This window comes from Chitinibacter bivalviorum (assembly GCF_013403565.1).
In the GTDB taxonomy this organism is placed as follows: Bacteria; Pseudomonadota; Gammaproteobacteria; order Burkholderiales; family Chitinibacteraceae; genus Chitinibacter; species Chitinibacter bivalviorum.
The window spans coordinates 177,046-194,211 of the sequence record NZ_CP058627.1; the positions used below are offsets into that span (position 1 = coordinate 177,046).

Genomic DNA, 17,166 nt, shown 5'->3' on the forward strand with positions numbered 1-17,166 from the left:
TGGGAATAAAACATGAAGGCTGCATTACTACGCCTTGTTTCTGAGGCTCGGCTTTGCCGAGTCTTGGAAAATGTTATTTCTCGCGCTGTCAGCAGCCTGGCCGCATCTGCTAATGCGGTTTTTTTACGCCCAAAATCCCTGCCACTGGTAGGGATATCCTGATTTTTATTACTTTTTCGCCTAAAAAGTATAAAAAGAGGAGGCGATTATGTATCTAGGCCTGACTTATATTAGTCATTCGAAAAAAATGCTGACCGAAGACATGCGCATGCAGTTAATGCGCGAATGTCAGGTGCGCAATGCACATAGCAATATCACCGGTTTATTGCTCTATCAGCAGGGTTTTTTTCTGCAATACATCGAGGGTGAGCCCCATACTGTGCGTTCAGTCTATCAGCACATTCAGCGAGATCAGCGGCACGAGGATATTGAGCTGATCAGCGAGGAGGTATTGATGGAGCGGCGCTTTCCACATTGGACGATGTTCTTTCGCGATTACGATTTTGTCTATCCGCATATCCGGCAGGATTATGGTGAGCTCACCACCTTGGCCAAGGTGGTCGAAGCGCTGGAAGAAGATCCTGCCTTGCAAAAAACGATGTTTGATTTTCTGAAAATCACCCACGATCAAAGCGCATAGCAGCCTTGCGGAAAGACCTTATCGCAGAAATTGTTGCAACGCGCAAAATGAACTGATCTTCCTACTATAGGTAGCCAATATGCCAAGAAATGCAATCTATGCGCAATCTGGGGGCGTTACGCCGGTGATTAATGCTTCAGCTGCGGGTTTGCTACTCACGGCAAGGCAATATCCCCAGCATATTGAGCGATTTTTCGCGGCAAAAAATGGCATTTTGGGCGTGCTCAATGAGGCGCTGATCGATACCGCTGTGCTGTCCGAGCGCGAACTGCATCAGCTCAAACAAACGCCCAGCGGCGCATTTGGCTCGTGCCGGCATAAGCTCAAAACCGACGCCGAGTTAAAGCGTTTGCTCGCGGTATTTCAGGCTTGGGATATTGGCTACTTTTTTTACAATGGTGGCGGCGACTCGGCCGATACTTGCTTGCGCGTGAGTGAATTGGCCCGCGCAGCGAATTATCCACTACAGGCAATTCATATTCCCAAAACCATTGATAACGATTTGCCGCTAACCGATTGCTCGCCCGGCTTTGGCTCGGTGGCCAAATATGTTGCCACCTCGGTGCGAGAGGCGGGATTGGATGTGGCTTCAATGGCGGCCAGCTCGACCAAAGTGTTTGTATTGGAAGTGATGGGGCGGCATGCGGGCTGGATCGCTGCGGCCAGTGCGCTGGCCAGCCGCCAAGCGGGTGAGCCCCCGCATTTGATTTTATTACCCGAAGTACCATTTGAGTCCGAGCGTTTTATTACACTAGTGCAAGATACCGTGGCGAGGTATGGCTATGCAGTGATTGTGGCTGCTGAAGGTGTGAAAGATACCTCGGGTCAATTTTTAAGTGAAACGGGTCTGCGCGATGCCTTTGGCCACGCCCAACTAGGTGGGCTAGCGCCGACCTTGGTGGCGCAAATCAAAGCGGCCACGGGGTTTAAGTGCCACTGGGCGGTGGCGGATTATTTGCAACGCGCTGCACGCCATTTAGCGTCGGCGACCGATTTGGCGCAGGCGGTGGCGGTGGGGGAAGCTGCGGCGCAATTGGCGGTGGCCGGCCAATCTGAAGTGATGATTACTGTCGAGCGTCTGAGTGATAAGCCGTACACTTGGGAAATCGGCGCAGTACCGCTGGCGATGGTCGCCAATGTCGAAAAGACCATGCCGCCCGAGTTTATCGATGCGCAAGGTTTTGGCATTACCGATCTGGCGCGACGTTATTTATCGCCCCTGATTCAGGGCGAAGCGCCACCGCCCTTTATCGATGGCTTGCCTGATTATGGGTTCTGGCAATGGCAGCTTGAAACTCCAAGGTTGCCTAGGTATAGTCAGGAAGTTTAATAAAATATAGGTTTAGCAAGCTATACCCATGGAAAAAATAATCTTTGAAATGTTTGCTACCGTGCTGGCAACCATTTCGGCGCTGTTGCCCATTGCCAACCCTTTGATGACCGTCGCCATCCTGCCCGGCATGGCGGCGCATTTAAGTGACGCCGAGCGCGAAGCTCAGGTCAAACGCGCCTGCATCTATATGGCGGCGATTTTGGTGACCTTCCTACTGGCTGGCGCCTTAATCATGGACTTTTTCAATATCTCGATTCCCGGCTTGCGTATCGCAGGCGGCTTGATCGTCAGCTATTTTGGCTTTGACATGCTGTTTGCCGAGCCGGGTGATCATGAGATCGCGCCTGATGATAAAGGCAGCGGCAAAGGCAAGCGCGATATTTCTTTCACGCCCTTAGCCATGCCCTCGCTATCTGGCCCAGGCTCGATTGCCGTGGTCATTTCGATGTCGACTGGCGTGCATAGCCAAACTGCGTTGCCGGTTTGGCTCGGCTATTTGACGGTGGTATGCGGCATTTTACTGGTCGCCTATATTTCATGGCTGACCCTGCGTGCCTCGGGCAAACTCTATCGATTCTTGGGTGAAGATGGGATTAACGCCATTTCACGGATTATGGGCTTTTTGCTAATTTGTATCGGCGTGCAGTTTGTCATTAATGGCATCGGCAACCTGTTGCACGACCCTGCATTTTGGCCATTAGCGAAGTAAATCTGTAGATTGACGCAATAAAAAACGGCACCGAGGTGCCGTTTTGCATGTTTAGCTAAGGCTAATTAAGCTTGTTTTGCTTTGCGACGACGCGCAGCAAACAGGCCAACCAGACCCATGCCCATCAAAGCGTAGGTTTCTGGTTCTGGTACTGGGGCCACTTGCAAGGTTGATGGCAATGCAGTGTCTAACGCATTGGCAACACCAAACGTGATTTGGCCTGTGTATGCAGAAGCAAAGGTATAGGTTTTCCAGCCAGAATTGCCATAGTTGCCGACAGTCGCAACATTTGACAGCGTTACTTGACCCAATGATGGGGTGCTAAAAAAACCATAGTCATTAAATGGTAAGTAATCACCTGCAGTAAATTTCCAGCTAAATGAAGCTAGGTCTACCACATTGCCAGTCAGGCTGGAGGTGCCGCTTACTGATGCAAAACTGCTGCTGCTTGAGCCTGTGCCACTGAGTGAGAATGTGGACAGATCAAATGTTGCAGCTGAAGCTGCAACACTGATGGAAGCCAAACAAGCGATCAATGCTGCTTTAACTACAGTGTGTTTCATGGGTTTTCCTATGAATTATGAGTATAAAAGTGCGCCGTAAGGCGCAACCAGATTATATCAGGGAAAACCCTTATTCTTTCTTTTTGATTACATGTGAGTGCTTGTTGTATTAATTTTTTGTGATTTTCGTTACACATTGACTTAGCACGGCTGCGGGTAAGTCTTTTGAAACACAGTCGAGGACTGTCAGATTTTCCATCCCTCTTAGCCACGTCATCTGCCGTTTCGCCAGTTGGCGCGTTGCGGCGATGCCTTTTTCGCGGCTGGTTTTCAGATCGATTTCGCCATCGAGGTATTCCCAAGTTTGGCGATAGCCGACGCAGCGCATTGATGGTAGATCGAGATTAAGCGGGTATTTTTCGCGCAGCATTTTCACTTCGTCGATTAAACCGCTTTGCAGCATGATGTCGTAACGCTGCTCGATCCGCTGATGCAGTACGGCGCGATCGGATGGCAGGAGCGCGATTTTCAGTAAATCGTAGGCCAAGGTGTCTTGCGCTGGCTCAGCCAAAATCGCCGACATGGGTCTACCGGCCAAAATACAAATTTCAATTGCGCGCTCGATGCGTTGCGAGTCGTTGGGGGATAGGCGCGCGGCGGTGATCGGGTCGAGCGCGGCTAACCGTTCGTGCATTTTGGGCCAGCCGATTTGCTGTGCCTCGACGTGAAGTTGCTCGCGCAGCGCTGCATCGGCTTCGGGTAAATCGTGGATACCTTGCTCTAGCGTATTGAAGTACAGCATCGTGCCGCCGACAAGCACCGGCACTTTGCCGCGCGCCGTGATGTCGTCCATCAACGCGCGGGTATCGGTGCGAAATTGCGCCGCCGAATAGACTTCGGTCGGGTCAATGATGTCGATGAGATGGTGCGGCGCGCGGGCTAATTCGGCGGGAGTGGGTTTGGCTGTGCCGATATTCATATCGCGAAACACCAGCGCCGAATCGACCGAAATCAGCTCAACGGGTAAGCCCGATTCGAGCAGATGCATCGCAGCCGCAGTTTTGCCGCTGGCGGTGGGGCCCATGATGAAAATGGCGGGAGGGAGTTTATTCATGTTCGAGCCGGAAAAAGTGCGCGTTGCGCGAGAAAATGTAGGCTAGCCGTACAGGCAACTGCCGCAATCAGTGCTGGAATCAGCGCCGCAAAACCCCATTGCGCAATGCCGAGCGGCCACAGTAAAAAACACAAGGCAAAGCCAATGAGCCCAAGTACAAAGCCACGCAGTTGATGCAGTAGCGCAGCGCGTCCGTGCAGCGCAAAGGTAAACGCAGGCAAAATCAGTGAGGCCACTGGAAACGCGGTAAAGATCCCGCTATACGCTTCGCCTAGCGCTGGAGCGGTGGCGCTTAAAGTCATAATCAAAGCAGCGGCCAAAGCCATTCGCGCGAATAACTCGCTGTTGGGTAGACTTGACTTGATAGCGGGTTTTTCTTGTATGGGTATGGCCTTGTAGACTAAAGCTAGAAAGGCTAATGAGTAAATACCAGTGTAATGTATATGCAGGGCTTCGATCTTGACGAGTAACTCCGCCATTAGAAAATAGCCCAGCAACGCGACCACGACCGTGCCAAAGCATTTAAAAAATCGACTCGCGTGCGCAAGCAGCAGGATATAGACCGCATTGGCAAACAAGCCGATCGGCGCATATTCGATCACATGCCGGGTAAAATCCGCGCCTTGCTCCAGCCAGAGCACGCCAATAATCAGCAAGGCTAGACTGGGCAAGCCTGCCAACACCCCCGCGATTTGCTGCCCCCAGCGTTGACCCGCCAGGCTGGTGATCCCAATCACGAGCGGGCCGGCAATGAGTTTGGCGAGCACGACGCTGCTCATTACTGCCCCCGCATGAATAATTTATCCAAGTCGTTCATCGACAGGCGAAACCACGTTGGGCGGCCGTGATTACACTGGCCGCTGCGCTCGGTAATTTCCATTTCGCGCAGCAGCGCATTCATTTCGGGGATGGTGAGTTGGCGATTGGCACGCACCGAGCCGTGACAGGCCATGGTTGCGAGCAGCTCATTGCGGCGGCCAGACAAGACTTGCGAGACGCCGACTTGGCGAATATCGCGCAGCATCGCTTGCGCCAGCTCGACCGGATTACTGCCTTGCAGCAGCATCGGTACGGCGCGCACGGCGAGCTGGGTCGGGGATGACACAGAAATTTCCAAGCCCAGCCCGGCCAAATCTTCGGCGTGATCTTCGACGGTGGCCACGTCAAGTTTGTCAGCGCTGAAAACGTGCGGAATCAGCAAGGGCTGCATGGGCATGGCTTGCAAATCGAGCGCGGCTTTTAATTTTTCGTACACCACGCGTTCGTGCGCCGCATGCATATCAACGACGATCATGCCGTCGGCAACTTGGCTCAAAATATACACACCATGCAGTTGGGCCAGCGCGAAACCCAGCGGTGGAATGGCCGAGTCATCGGCTTCGGGCATGCTTGGATTGGCGGCGCTGCGATTGTTTGCACTCCCTAGCGGAAGAAAGTCATTCGCTGACGTCGTGCGCTCCGGGATGGGGCGCATTGCGTCGAGCTGCTTCATCCACGCGGGTTGCGCATTGGTATTGCCTGACGAAGCAGAGCGTAAATCGGCAAACTGCTTATCGTAAAACGCCATCGGCTCGCGGGCGCTTGCGCCGCTGCCATTGGCATAATCGCGCGAGAAGGCGGGGTAGTTGGCAGATCGCTCGCTTTGGTTTGCTGCATTACTGGTGAGCGGCTCAGCCGAGATGGCGCCATAACTGGCCAGCGATTCGCCCGCCATCGGCATCGGCAGCGGCATCGCTTGCTGATGGCGATAGGCCCTTCGCGCATAGTCAGCATAATCTTGTGGTTTGAGCTCGCCTTGGGGTATGGCTGTAGAAGCCAATACTTCACCAGTTTCTGGGTCGATACTAACTGGGGTATCTTGAGTCGCTGCACCGGCCGTGGTTTTTGCCAAGGCTTTTGACAGGCTGGTAATCAGGAAGCGATAAATCGCCTGACTTTCGCGAAAGCGCACCTCGATTTTGGTCGGGTGCACATTCACATCCACGCCCTCGGGGTCCATCTCCAGAAACAAGCAAAATGCCGCGTGCATATTGTGGTGCAGCACATCGCGGTAGGCTTCGCGCAAGGCGTGCTGCACCACTTTATCGCGCACAAAGCGGCCATTTACAAAAAAGAACTGCGCGTCACGGCTGGATTTACCCAAGGTGGGCGAACCGGCAATACCGTGCAAACGTAGATTCCCAAAGCCTTCGTCAACGGGAATCCCTGTTTTGACAAACTCGTCGCCGATAATCGCGGCGGCGCGTTTCGCCAAATCACCGGCCATCCAGCGATGCTGCGCGCGACCATTGTGCATCACAGTAAATTGCACGTTCGGGTTGGCCAATGCCAGCCGCTCGATCATCGCGGCGCAATGCGCGTATTCGGTCGCGTCCGATTTGAGGAATTTTTTGCGCGCAGGCACTTGATGGTACAAGTCGTGCACTTCAATCGTCGTGCCGATGGCCAAGGCGGCGGGCTCAGGATCGAGCATGCGACCATGATCGGCTTCAACGCGCCAAGCATGCGCCGACATTTGGCCGCCATTATCACGGTCTGTGAAGCGGCTGGTCAGACTCAAGCGCGATACGGAGGCGACCGAGGCCAAGCCTTCACCGCGAAACCCCAGCGTTGCCACGCGCGCGAGGTCTTCCATGCTGGCGATTTTGCTCGTGGCATGGCGATGCAGCGCCAGCGCCAAATCTTCCTTGGCAATACCGCAACCATCGTCGATGACTTTCAGTAATTTGGTGCCGCCCGCTTGCAATTCGATCTGCAAATTTTGACTGCCCGCATCCAGACTGTTTTCCAGCAGCTCTTTGAGCGCCGAAGCAGGGCGCTCGACCACTTCACCGGCGGCAATTTGATTCACTAAATGATCGGAAAGTAACTGAATACGTGGCATTGGTCTGGCTTGGTCTAATATGAATCAAGTGAGCTTGCAGTATATCAGTCGGCTACTTGTTCTTAGAGATCTGGGATGATATTTGATGAGTACAAAGAAAATCAGCTGCGTCATTATTGATGACGATTCAATTATCCGAAATCTAATGGCTGCGCTACTTCGGCAGCTGGAATTTACTGTGATTGGCGATGTGGGCCATGCACACGAAGGGCTGAAATTGTGCATGGATCACACCCCCACGGTGGTGCTGCTGGATATTAATTTACCCGAGTCCGATGGGCTGGAACTGTTGCCGCAGTTACTCAAGCTGACGCCGCAGCCCAAGGTGATTATGGTGAGTAGCGAGGCAACAGGGGAGCGGGTTCGCGAAGCATTAACGGGCGGCGCGAGCGGTTTTGTTGTCAAACCCTTTACCCCCGCACGCCTGCTCGATGCCATTGGCAAGGCTGTGGGCGTCAAGCTCTAAGTCAAAATATGGCCCAGAGCTTGGCCAGTGATTACTTGCTATCGTTTTGCGCGATACGGGTGCGTGCCAAGGGCGGGTTTTTCGCAAAATAGCGCTTAATGCCTTTGAATAAGGCTTGCGCCATTTTTTGTTGGTAATCGTCGTCGATCAGCTTTTTCTCTTCTTCTGGATTCGAGATAAACGCAGTTTCGACCAAAATCGACGGAATATCGGGGGCTTTGAGTACTGCGAAGCTCGCTTGCTCAACACTGGCTTTGTGCAATCGATTAATCCCGCCCAGCTCGCCGAGCATGACCTTGCCAAGCTTGAGGCTGTCGTTGATGGTGGCGGTGGTGGTCAGATCCATCAGCGTTTTGCGCAAATCCTCGCCACCTTTGATTTTGACCCCGCCAATCAAGTCGGCATCATTTTGCGTTTGCGCCAACCAGCGCGCCGCAGTGCTCGATGCGCCGCCTTCGGATAAAGCAAACACCGAGCTGCCATTGGCATCGGGACGCACAAAAGCATCGGCATGAATCGAGACAAATAAATCGGCTTGTACTGCGCGGGCTTTTTTGACACGCGTGCCCAGCGGCACAAAAAAATCATCATCCCGCGTCATCACGACACGGAAATTCGCTTCATTTTGTAGCAATTCGCGCAGCCGCTTGGCAATTTGCAGCACCACGGTTTTTTCGTGATTACCGCCTGGGCCCACTGCGCCCGGATCTTCGCCGCCATGCCCCGGATCCAGTACCACGGTGATGAGGCGGTCTACTTTGAGTTTGCTGCGATCAACGGTTTCCGAGTCTTTCGGTTTGCTCTCGTTTTGGCTGGCTTTTTTCTCGGCGGGCTTGCTGCTACTGGCCTGACTGGCGGTTTTTTCTGGCGGAGGAGGGACGATCACTGGTGCGTTATCTAGGCCTTTGATCTGTCCATTGTCATTCATAAACGCCAGCAATTCGTCCGTTTGCACCGCAGGATAAAGGTCGATCACAAGGCGATTTTTGTATTCGGCAATCGGCTCTAGAGTAAACACTTGCGGCTTTACTTCGGTTTTCAGGTCGAGCACCAGACGTACCACGCCCGGCTTATTGCGCGCTGCGCGTAGTAGTTTGATATAAGGGTCGTTATCGCCGACCTTACCAGCCAGACTTTGCATTTCGTTATTGAGCTCGATGCCTTCCAGATCGACGACTAAGCGCTCTGGGTCTTTCAGCGCAAATTGCTTAAACGTGAGTGGCGCATTCGATTCGATCGTGACGCGGGTGTAGGCTTTCGCCGGCCAAACGCGCACCGCGACAACGCTGGCGCTCGCTGCGGCCAAGCCTTTGGTCGACACCGACAGCAACAAGCTAGCCGCTACGCCGCGCAGTACATCGCGGCGCTCAAGCAGTGGAGATTGAGCGATGAGTTTGCTTGAAGTGTTTAAGAGGTCAAGGAGTTTTGACATGCCAAACCTAAAGGGGTCAATGCGTTAATTACCAGTCGTCGCCCCTCGTTTTCGGGGCTTAATTTAATCAGCCAGTCGGGTTGGGGTAATTGCCCTGCGGCTTTATCGGCCCATTCAATCAGGCAGACCGACTCGGGATTGAAGTAATCGCGAAAGCCAGCGTCTTCCCATTCAGATGGGTCGTTAAATCTATATAAATCAAAGTGATAAAAGTATAAGTTAGAAATAGCATAAGGTTCAACCAAGGTATAGGTTGGACTCTTTACTCGGCCATTAAAACCGAATCCGCGCAACACCCCGCGCGTTAATGTGGTTTTACCAGCCCCTAGATTGCCTTCCAGAAAAATCGTCATGCCAGGCGCGATGGCGCGCGCCAATTGCGCCCCAAAGGCAATCGTCGCGTCTTCATCACTTAAAAATACCGAAAAAGCGCTATCATTGGGCTGCATTTATTTAATCTTCCGCATCTAGGTGCTCAATCAATTATTTCCCACGCCGCTTGGCGTGAGCACTTTTGTCCAATTTCTAAGCAAAAAATTCAATGGATCCTACAGGCCATCAACCCAGCCCCGATTATCAGCAACTGGCGCAATCGATTAAAGATTGGGCCCAGGCGCTGGGCTTTGCGCGTGCGGCGATTACCGGCATCGATTTATCGCACGCCGAAAGTGGCTTGAGCGACTGGCTCGCACGGGGTTTTCACGGCGAGATGGATTATATGGCAAGGCATGGCCTAAAGCGTGCCCGACCAGCGGAATTAGTACCAAATACGCTCTCTGTGATCAGTGTTTTCATGCCGTATCTGTCTGGCGGCCAAGACCCTGATGCTGTTCTGGCCGATACATCCAAGGCGTATATTTCACGCTATGCCTTGGGGCGGGATTATCACAAAGTTTTGCGCAATCGTCTGCAGCAATTAGCGGATCGGATTAGCGCGGTGGCCGGCCAGTATGGGCATCGCGTGTTTGTCGATTCTGCCCCCGTTTTGGAAGTGGAGCTGGCCAAGCAGGCGGGGCAAGGTTGGCGTGGTAAGCATTCTTTGCTGCTCAATCGCGATTATGGCTCGTTTTATTTCCTGGGCGAGCTCTTCACCGATTTGCCTTTGCCCACCGATCCGCCCTTACCCAAAGAGCATTGCGGCAATTGCAGCGCCTGTATGGATGCGTGCCCGACGCAGGCGATTGTCGCGCCGTATCAGGTCGATGCGCGGCGCTGTATTTCCTATCTGACGATCGAGCTCAAAGGTGCGATTCCGCTGGAGTTTCGTCGCGCGATCGGCAACCGTGTCTATGGTTGTGATGATTGTCAGCTCGTTTGCCCGTGGAATCGTTTTGCCGCAGCCAGCCCCGAGACCGATTTTGCGATTCGGCATGGGCTGGATGATGTAAGCCTGCTCGAGCTATTTGCGTGGAGCGAGGCTGATTTTGGCCAGAAAATGGCGGGCAGCCCGATTTACCGGATTGGCTACGCCAAATGGCTAAGCAATCTGGCGATTGGTTTGGGCAATGCTGCACCTAATGCGCAAATCGCGGCGGCCTTATTGGCACGTCGTGATGATGAGAGTGAAATCGTGCGTGAGCATGTTGAATGGGCTTTGCTTGTTGGTGGGTATATTCAGCAAATCTAAGCCATTATTTGATTTCGTGGCAATACGCTATCTGGGTATGTGCTTGCCCTGACTGAGCACCTGATCAATGGTGAGCAAGGCTTGGGAGATTTGCACCGGTTTACTGAGATAGGCGCTAAATCCGGTGCGCAGTGCGTCGTTAATTTGTTCGGGGAGCGTATTGCCCGATAAGGCGATGCAGGGCGTATTGCAGGTGCGTTCGTTCAATTGCAATTGCTCGTAAATCATTGCCCCCGTGGCATCGGGCAATTGTTGATCGAGCAAAATCAAATCAGGAACCAGTTGGTGCGCCAGCGCCAAGCCTTCTTGACCCGTTTTGGCGACAAAAATCTGATATTGCGGCCTTTGCTTAGCCAGTATGTTCTGTATCAGTTTTTGCGACAGCAGATCATCTTCGATATACAAAATCGTGCGCGTATCGGTGGTTATGGCACTCGGGGTGTGGAGTGCGACGATGGCCGAGTCTGGGGCTAATGCGGCGGGTAGGTCGATCCAGAATTGGCTGCCGACATTCACCTCGCTGCTCAAGCCGACTTGGCCTTTCATCAACAGTGCCAGTTTGCGGGTAAAGGCCAAGCCGATGCCCGTGCCTTCAATCTGAGTCTGTGCATCGCCGACGCGATTAAATGGCGTAAATAATTTGCGCTGATCTTGCTCAGAAATGCCCACGCCCGTATCGCTTACCGTAATGCGCCAGTGTCCTGCTTGCTCTTGTGTGACGAAGAGCGTGACTTTCCCGGCTGGGCGATTGTATTTAATGGCGTTGGAGATCAGATTGAGCAGCATCTGCTTAAAGCGGCGTTGATCGGCTTGAATAAAGCAATTGGCCGCAATGGGCTGCGCCGCTATCGTAATGCCTTTGTCTTTAGCTAGAAACTGGGTGAGCTCGATGCAGTCATGAATCACCTCGGCCACATTGATCGATTCAAGCCGCAGGGCGAGTTTGCCCGCTTCAATACTCGCCAGATCGAGCACCTCGTTGATGAGCCCAAGTAAATGTTGGCCGGCTTTGTGGATATAGCTGCCTAAAATCTGGTGCTGTCCTTCATCGTCGGCCTCGATGACTTGCGCAAAGCCCATAATGGCATTCAGAGGGGTGCGCAATTCATGGCTCATATGCGCCAGAAAATCTGATTTGGCCTTATTGGCAGTTTGCGCTTGATCGCGGGCGATGCGCAGCGCAGCTTCTGTGGCTTTCAGCTCCGAAATATCATGTACGCTAAATACGCGCCCAATCGGTGCATCGCGATATTGTTGTGGACAAGTAGCAATTTCATACACGCGCCCATCGAGCAGGCTGCAAGTAAATTTGTCTTCCAGATAGGGGTCGTGATACAGGTCGGTGAGCCAGTCCGCAAATTGCTCGCGCTCTTGCAGCTGGGTTTTGAATTCGAGCAATAAGGTCGATATTTTTGCTTCGGTTTGAATTTGCCAAGGCCAGATTTGGGTGAGGCGATGGTTGAAATTGATAATCCGGCCATCCAGATCGGTGACCAAAATACCATCCACGGTCGATTCCAGCGTGGCGGCGAGCAAGGAGCTGCTGCGGGCGCTTTCTTCCTCTAGCCGTTTGCTCGCCCCAATATTGCTGGCCGAAATAATGCAAATCACGCCTTCAGCTTGCTGGACGACGCGAATAGTTTTGCTAACGGGGAGAAATTGGCCGTTTTGATGGCGGTATTCACTTTCAACATGCAGCACTTCTTGCGCGCCGCATTGACGCACGTCTTCCCAAAAAAACACATCTTGCAGACCCACTTCGATGTCGGCGATTTTCATGCCGATCAGTTGCGCGAGTGGATAACCCAGCAAGGTTTCACTCGCTGGGTTAGCCGCGATAATCGTTTCGCTATCGAGGTGTACCGCCATAATCGCGGTGTCGCAATACTGGCTCAATAGCTGGGGATCTAGCATGGTGCTGGCTCGCTGGGGCTAAAGAAATAGGTCATGCGCTTTCTTGGGTTGAGATAGGCCAGAACTGGGCGAGGGAGCTGACTGGCCTTGAGCGCTTTGCTGATATTAAGATCGGCATGCCGCTCCAGATCAAGCACGATGGGATCATCGCGCGATACAGATGGATCATGCACCAAGACTTGTGGCTTGAGTGGCCGCGAGGCATTGACTGCCACTACTAGCCCAAATAGCTCATTTGATAACTGCACCAGCGTACCGGGTGGATAAACGCCCAAGCTGCGAATCAAGATATTCATGGCCGCAGGGTCAAATTTGGCTTTCTGGTGTGAAAACATCATCGCGAGCCCTTCGTGCGGCGTCAGCGAGTCGGCTGGATTGACCTTGTTGCAGAAGTTGTCATAGGCATTGACCATGACCAAAATGCGCGCGAGCGGATCGATACCGTCGAGTTTGAGCTGCTTGGGATAACCTGTGCCATCACAGTATTCATGGTGCTGCTCGATGATGCGCAATACTTCGAGTGATAAACCCGCGCGTTTGCCGGCCTCTACGCCCCATTGGCAATGTTGCTCGTACAGGCTTTTTTCCGCGCGATTGAGTGCCTCAGTTTTGAGTAAAATGCGATCAGGCACTTCGACCTTACCGATGTCGTGCATCAATGAGGCCATGCCCAGTGTTTCAATCGCAGCGCGCTCAAGCTTCATTTCACGCGCCAAGAGCAGCGCCAGCACCGTTGTGTTGAGCGAATGAAAATACATATCGTCACCCAACGATTTTTCATTCATCAGGTGGATGGCGATGTCATTGTCGGTGAGTAAGGATTCGAGCATTGACCCAACCAATTTCTCGGCGGCGGCGATGCTCTCGCGCGGATTACTCTGAATTTCCTTCGTGAGCTTGCGCACGGCACCTGCGGCTGAGCTAAAAGCTTTGACGCACTCGGCCAGCTGCGCTTTACGCTGTTCTTGCTCGGCTTGCCTTTGCCGCTTGGCGGCAATTTCGGCTGCGATGGCAGGGTCGATTTCTACGGTGACGCTTTCACTGGTTTGAGCGGCGGGGGCGGTGGTGATATTGATACCGGGCTGACAATCGCTTTTCTCGGGAATGTAGCGTATTCGCGTCAAACCCAGTTTTTTTAGCGTATTAATTTGTTCGTCAGATTTAACCTTGAAACTACCAAACGGAAATGGATGCGCCATCCAATGCATATCTAAATGGATAAAAAGGCCGATTTGCAATTGATCCGGCGTAATAAATAGCGCAGTTTCTTCTTGGTTCATTACTCTGCAAGGCGCAAGCTATGGAATGAGTAATAAGTATGGCTGGTTTTTAGCGTTTATGCTGCGCAAAAAAATGGAAACTCGATGAGCGCATTAATGATTTACCCCCTTGGGGAAACCGCAATGGTGCTGCAGGCAGGGCTTGAGCAGCAGGATCGCTTGATTACCATGGTGCGCCGATTTGACGCCAAGCGCACAACACAGATGTATCAGCTGATTTTGGGGGTGGGCAATATCACATTACGGTTTAACCCTTTGCAACAGCACGCCGCCGCAGCGCTCGAATGGCTACAAATGCAGTGGAGTGAGGCCGAATCCATCGCGCCTTACCAAGGCGTAGTGCATCATATTGAGGTGCAGTATGGTGCTGACGCGGGGCCCGATCTGGATGTGGTCGCGCAGCACTGCCAAATGACGGCGGCGCAAGTCATCGAGGCGCATGCCACGCCCTTGTATCAAGTGTTGTGTATTGGTTTTTTACCCGGTTTTCCCTATCTAGCGGGCTTGCCGACCGCCTTGGCGACGCCACGCCGAGAATCACCTCGTTTGTCGGTTGCAGCGGGCTCGGTCGGCATTGGCGGCGCGCAAACTGGCATTTACCCGTGCGAGAGCCCCGGCGGCTGGCAGTTGATCGGTCGAAGCAAACAGCCATTATTTAACCCGAACGCCGCGCAGCCCTGTTTATTGCAAGCGGGTGATCGGGTGCGTTTTGTCCCCGTGGAGCGTTTATGAAGCCGCTATTGCGTATTTTAAAGGCGGGTTTACAAACCACGGTGCAGGATTTGGGGCGGCCACAAGGCGCAAGCTGGGGATTGCCAGTGGGCGGCGCCGCAGATGGATTTGCGCTGCAATTGGCCAATCTGATGTTGGGTAATCCCTTGGATGCGGCGGTACTGGAAATTACCTTGGGTGGTTTTCAGGCGCAATTTGAACAAACCAGCTCATTTGCGCTGGCAGGCGCTAATTGTCAGGCCACCTTGGACGGGCAATTATTATTACCCAATGCGGTGTATCGGGGCGTCAAAGGGCAGGTGTTGCGATTCATGCCACCCGAGCAAGGTGTGCGTAGCTATCTGGCTTTACCGGGCGGCATTGATGTGCCGCTGCTCTGGGGCAGCCGCTCGACGCTGCTGGCCAGCAAAATCGGCGGGTTTGCTGGGCGAGCATTAAAAAAAGGCGATGTGCTGAGTGCCTTGCGCCGCGACAAATCCCGCAGTCCTTGTGCCGTGGCGATGCCTGAGCGCGGCGAGTTGATCCGTTTTCTGCCTGGCCCACAATGGCTGCAATTGGGGGCGGAAGGGCAAAAATTATTGACCAGCCAAGCTTGGCAAGTTGATATACATAGCAATCGTATGGGCTTGAAAATAAATGCTAGCAAGCTCTTTATGGATATACCCATGGAGATGTCTTCGCATGCCGTCATGGCTGGCACCATCCAATTACCGCCCAATGGCCAGCCGATTATTTTACTGAGCGATGCGCAGGTGACGGGGGGTTACCCCGTGGTGGGGCAGGTGATTCAGGCCGATTTATGGCGTTTGGGTCAATTACGCGCGGGCGAATCAATTCATCTGTTCGCGGTGTCTGAAGACAATGCGCTCGATGCGCTGGCGCGACAGCAGGCTTGGTTTAAGCGCGTAGCCAGCGCTTTGGCAGCACATTCGCTGTGATGGTGGCCGTAGCCTGCTAAACTAGCCAGTATGAAAACGCATATTGATCTTAACGCCGATTTGGGTGAGGGCTATCCGCTTGATGCCGATTTAATGGCGATTATTAGCTCGGCCAATATTGCTTGCGGTGGTCATGCTGGCAATGTCGATAGTATTCGTGCCACGGTGCGCTTGGCGCATCAGCATGGCGTACGCATCGGCGCGCATCCGAGCTATCCCGATCGGGAAGGGTTTGGTCGCAAAAGCATGGCGATGACACCCAGCCAACTGGTGTTTAGCTTAACGGCGCAATTGTGGGCGATTAAGGCGGTGAGTATCGAGGAATGCGTGTCTATTTCCTACGTCAAACCGCATGGCGCGCTATATAACGACGCCGTGCGTGACCCCGAATTGGCGCAACAAATTGCCAATTTGATCCGCGAAATCGACCCCGATCTGGCTTTGATGGGATTAGCGGGCAGCGAGTTGATCAAGGCGGGGCGTGAAGCGGGTTTGCAAGTGATTGAAGAAGGTTTTGCCGATCGCGCCTATCTGCCCGATGGCACTTTAATGCCGCGCGAGCAGGAAGGTGCGGTGCTGCATGATGCCAATGCGGTATTGGTGCAGGCGCTGGAACTCAGTCAGCACGTTGATTCACTGTGTTTGCATGGCGATAATCCGGCCGCACTGGCGCAGGCGATTGCTATTCGGGACGGCTTGCGCAGCGCAGGCATTCGCATTTGCGCTTTTTCCGACCCACGCGATGAGCTGGTGGGGGATTTGCCGCTGGATGCGATGATCGACGACGATTAAGCGATCTGTGCCAGCCAATTAATCAAGCATTCTGATAACAGCGGCTGGGTGCGGTCGCACATCATCGCATGACCCGCCTCGGGCAACATTACCGGCGAAACGCCCCAAGCCTGTGCGGTCATTTGCACATCGCCGTACGGAATAATGCTGTCATCCCCTGCGCCGAGTACCAGCACTGGAAAACTCGGCATTTTGGGCATGTTTTTCCAAAATTGCGGCATCCACAGTTCGGATAGCGCTGCCATAGATTCCAGCTGGGCATGCTGGGCAAAATCGTCAACCACGCTCATGTCGGTGTCTTTGGCAAACAGCAAATGTTGCAACAGTGCTGATTCGGGCTTTTGCGTATGGCCGAGCGCAAAACTCTGCAAACCCATCAGCAAATTGGGGTGTAGCGCCGACATAAAAGTGAGTGAGCCCGATAAGCCATACGGTGGAATGCTGGCCAGTAGCGCCAAGGCCGCCACATCTTGCCGTTCGGCAATGTGCTGCGCCAGATAGCCACCCAGCGAATGGCCAATCAAAACGCAAGGTCGCCCTATGGTGTCGAGCGCGACTTGCACGTCGGCGATGTAGTCATTCATTGTTGCGCTCGCCAGCAGCATCGCGCCGTCACTGTTGCCATGGCCGCGCAGGCTGAGCGCGTAGCTTTCCCAACCTGCGGTCGCCAAATCTTGTTGCACCTGTTGCCAGCACCAAGCGCCAGCAAATGCGCCGTGCAGTAATAAAATCGGAGGCCGAGTGCTTGGGCTTGCTGCATTCACGTGGATCAGTTCGAGCTGCAAAGGCATGAGGTTTTCCG

General features: G+C 53.4%; 17 protein-coding genes. 8 read left to right on the forward strand and 9 right to left on the reverse strand.

From position 1 onward, the window contains the following. Positions 1 to 208: 208 nt before the first annotated feature. The 3 genes from HQ393_RS00805 (at position 209) to HQ393_RS00815 (ending at position 2,682) form a co-directional block, all read left to right on the forward strand. Positions 209 to 640 (forward strand): BLUF domain-containing protein, encoded by a 432-nt coding sequence (locus tag HQ393_RS00805; RefSeq protein ID WP_179356980.1) that lies wholly within the window; start codon positions 209 to 211, stop codon positions 638 to 640. 79 nt (positions 641 to 719) lie between these two features. Continuing rightward, positions 720 to 1,970 carry a 6-phosphofructokinase gene (locus HQ393_RS00810; RefSeq protein WP_179356981.1) on the forward strand — a complete coding sequence of 417 codons (1,251 nt, stop codon included), beginning with the start codon at positions 720 to 722 and terminating at the stop codon, positions 1,968 to 1,970. A 28-nt stretch (positions 1,971 to 1,998) separates the two neighbouring features. Continuing rightward, entirely contained in the window at positions 1,999 to 2,682 is a 684-nt protein-coding gene (locus tag HQ393_RS00815; RefSeq protein ID WP_179356982.1) for a MarC family NAAT transporter, read from the forward strand. Positions 2,683 to 2,747: 65 nt separating this feature from the next. On the opposite strand, the gene HQ393_RS17485 is transcribed toward HQ393_RS00815, so the two are convergent. The 4 genes from HQ393_RS17485 to mutL form a co-directional block, all read right to left on the reverse strand. Beyond that, positions 2,748 to 3,245: a PEP-CTERM sorting domain-containing protein gene (locus HQ393_RS17485; RefSeq protein WP_218871238.1), complete on the reverse strand. Its 498-nt coding sequence runs from the start codon at positions 3,243 to 3,245 to the stop codon at positions 2,748 to 2,750. 109 nt (positions 3,246 to 3,354) lie between these two features. Continuing rightward, complete coding sequence (gene miaA, locus HQ393_RS00825; protein WP_179356983.1) at positions 3,355 to 4,299, reverse strand: tRNA (adenosine(37)-N6)-dimethylallyltransferase MiaA; 945 nt, start codon at positions 4,297 to 4,299, stop codon at positions 3,355 to 3,357. After that, on the reverse strand, positions 4,296 to 5,078 hold the full coding sequence (locus HQ393_RS00830) for a hypothetical protein (RefSeq protein ID WP_179356984.1): 783 nt from the start codon (positions 5,076 to 5,078) through the stop codon (positions 4,296 to 4,298). Before HQ393_RS00830 ends, miaA begins: the two co-directional genes overlap by 4 nt. Next, positions 5,078 to 7,183 (reverse strand): DNA mismatch repair endonuclease MutL, encoded by a 2,106-nt coding sequence (gene mutL, locus HQ393_RS00835; RefSeq protein WP_179356985.1) that lies wholly within the window; start codon positions 7,181 to 7,183, stop codon positions 5,078 to 5,080. The genes HQ393_RS00830 and mutL overlap by 1 nt, the downstream gene beginning before the upstream one ends. An 85-nt stretch (positions 7,184 to 7,268) precedes the next feature. On the opposite strand from mutL, the gene HQ393_RS00840 reads away from it, so the two are divergent. Further along, on the forward strand, positions 7,269 to 7,649 hold the full coding sequence (locus HQ393_RS00840) for a response regulator (RefSeq protein ID WP_179356986.1): 381 nt from the start codon (positions 7,269 to 7,271) through the stop codon (positions 7,647 to 7,649). Positions 7,650 to 7,680: 31 nt separating this feature from the next. Here the strand turns inward: HQ393_RS00840 and HQ393_RS00845 are convergent, their stop codons facing one another. Continuing rightward, positions 7,681 to 9,081: an N-acetylmuramoyl-L-alanine amidase gene (locus HQ393_RS00845; RefSeq protein WP_179356987.1), complete on the reverse strand. Its 1,401-nt coding sequence runs from the start codon at positions 9,079 to 9,081 to the stop codon at positions 7,681 to 7,683. Beyond that, on the reverse strand, positions 9,057 to 9,530 hold the full coding sequence (tsaE, locus tag HQ393_RS00850; protein ID WP_179356988.1) for a tRNA (adenosine(37)-N6)-threonylcarbamoyltransferase complex ATPase subunit type 1 TsaE: 474 nt from the start codon (positions 9,528 to 9,530) through the stop codon (positions 9,057 to 9,059). The genes HQ393_RS00845 and tsaE overlap by 25 nt, the downstream gene beginning before the upstream one ends. Positions 9,531 to 9,622: 92 nt before the next feature. Here tsaE and queG point away from each other — a divergent pair, with 92 nt between their 5' ends. Then, the gene (gene queG / locus HQ393_RS00855; RefSeq protein WP_179356989.1) at positions 9,623 to 10,708 is read left to right on the forward strand and encodes a tRNA epoxyqueuosine(34) reductase QueG; all 1,086 of its coding nucleotides are present in this window, start codon (positions 9,623 to 9,625) and stop codon (positions 10,706 to 10,708) included. A 27-nt stretch (positions 10,709 to 10,735) separates the two neighbouring features. On the opposite strand, the gene HQ393_RS00860 is transcribed toward queG, so the two are convergent. Together HQ393_RS00860 and HQ393_RS00865 are read right to left on the reverse strand one after the other, a co-directional pair. Next, positions 10,736 to 12,622: a PAS domain-containing hybrid sensor histidine kinase/response regulator gene (locus HQ393_RS00860; protein WP_179356990.1), complete on the reverse strand. Its 1,887-nt coding sequence runs from the start codon at positions 12,620 to 12,622 to the stop codon at positions 10,736 to 10,738. Continuing rightward, on the reverse strand, positions 12,616 to 13,902 hold the full coding sequence (locus tag HQ393_RS00865; protein WP_179356991.1) for a cyclic di-GMP phosphodiesterase: 1,287 nt from the start codon (positions 13,900 to 13,902) through the stop codon (positions 12,616 to 12,618). Before HQ393_RS00865 ends, HQ393_RS00860 begins: the two co-directional genes overlap by 7 nt. 84 nt (positions 13,903 to 13,986) lie before the next feature. Between HQ393_RS00865 and pxpB the strand changes: the two genes are divergently transcribed. From pxpB to pxpA, 3 genes are read left to right on the forward strand one after another with little or no spacing between them, the layout of a single operon-like run. Further along, entirely contained in the window at positions 13,987 to 14,634 is a 648-nt protein-coding gene (gene pxpB / locus HQ393_RS00870) for a 5-oxoprolinase subunit PxpB (RefSeq protein ID WP_179356992.1), read from the forward strand. After that, complete coding sequence (locus HQ393_RS00875) at positions 14,631 to 15,572, forward strand: 5-oxoprolinase subunit C family protein (protein WP_179356993.1); 942 nt, start codon at positions 14,631 to 14,633, stop codon at positions 15,570 to 15,572. The genes pxpB and HQ393_RS00875 overlap by 4 nt, the downstream gene beginning before the upstream one ends. Before the next feature lie 30 nt (positions 15,573 to 15,602). After that, positions 15,603 to 16,364, forward strand: coding sequence for a 5-oxoprolinase subunit PxpA (pxpA, locus tag HQ393_RS00880; protein WP_179356994.1), 762 nt, complete (start codon positions 15,603 to 15,605; stop codon positions 16,362 to 16,364). Here the strand turns inward: pxpA and HQ393_RS00885 are convergent. Beyond that, on the reverse strand, positions 16,361 to 17,155 hold the full coding sequence (locus tag HQ393_RS00885; RefSeq protein WP_179356995.1) for an alpha/beta hydrolase: 795 nt from the start codon (positions 17,153 to 17,155) through the stop codon (positions 16,361 to 16,363). The genes pxpA and HQ393_RS00885 overlap by 4 nt on opposite strands. Positions 17,156 to 17,166: the final 11 nt, after the last annotated feature.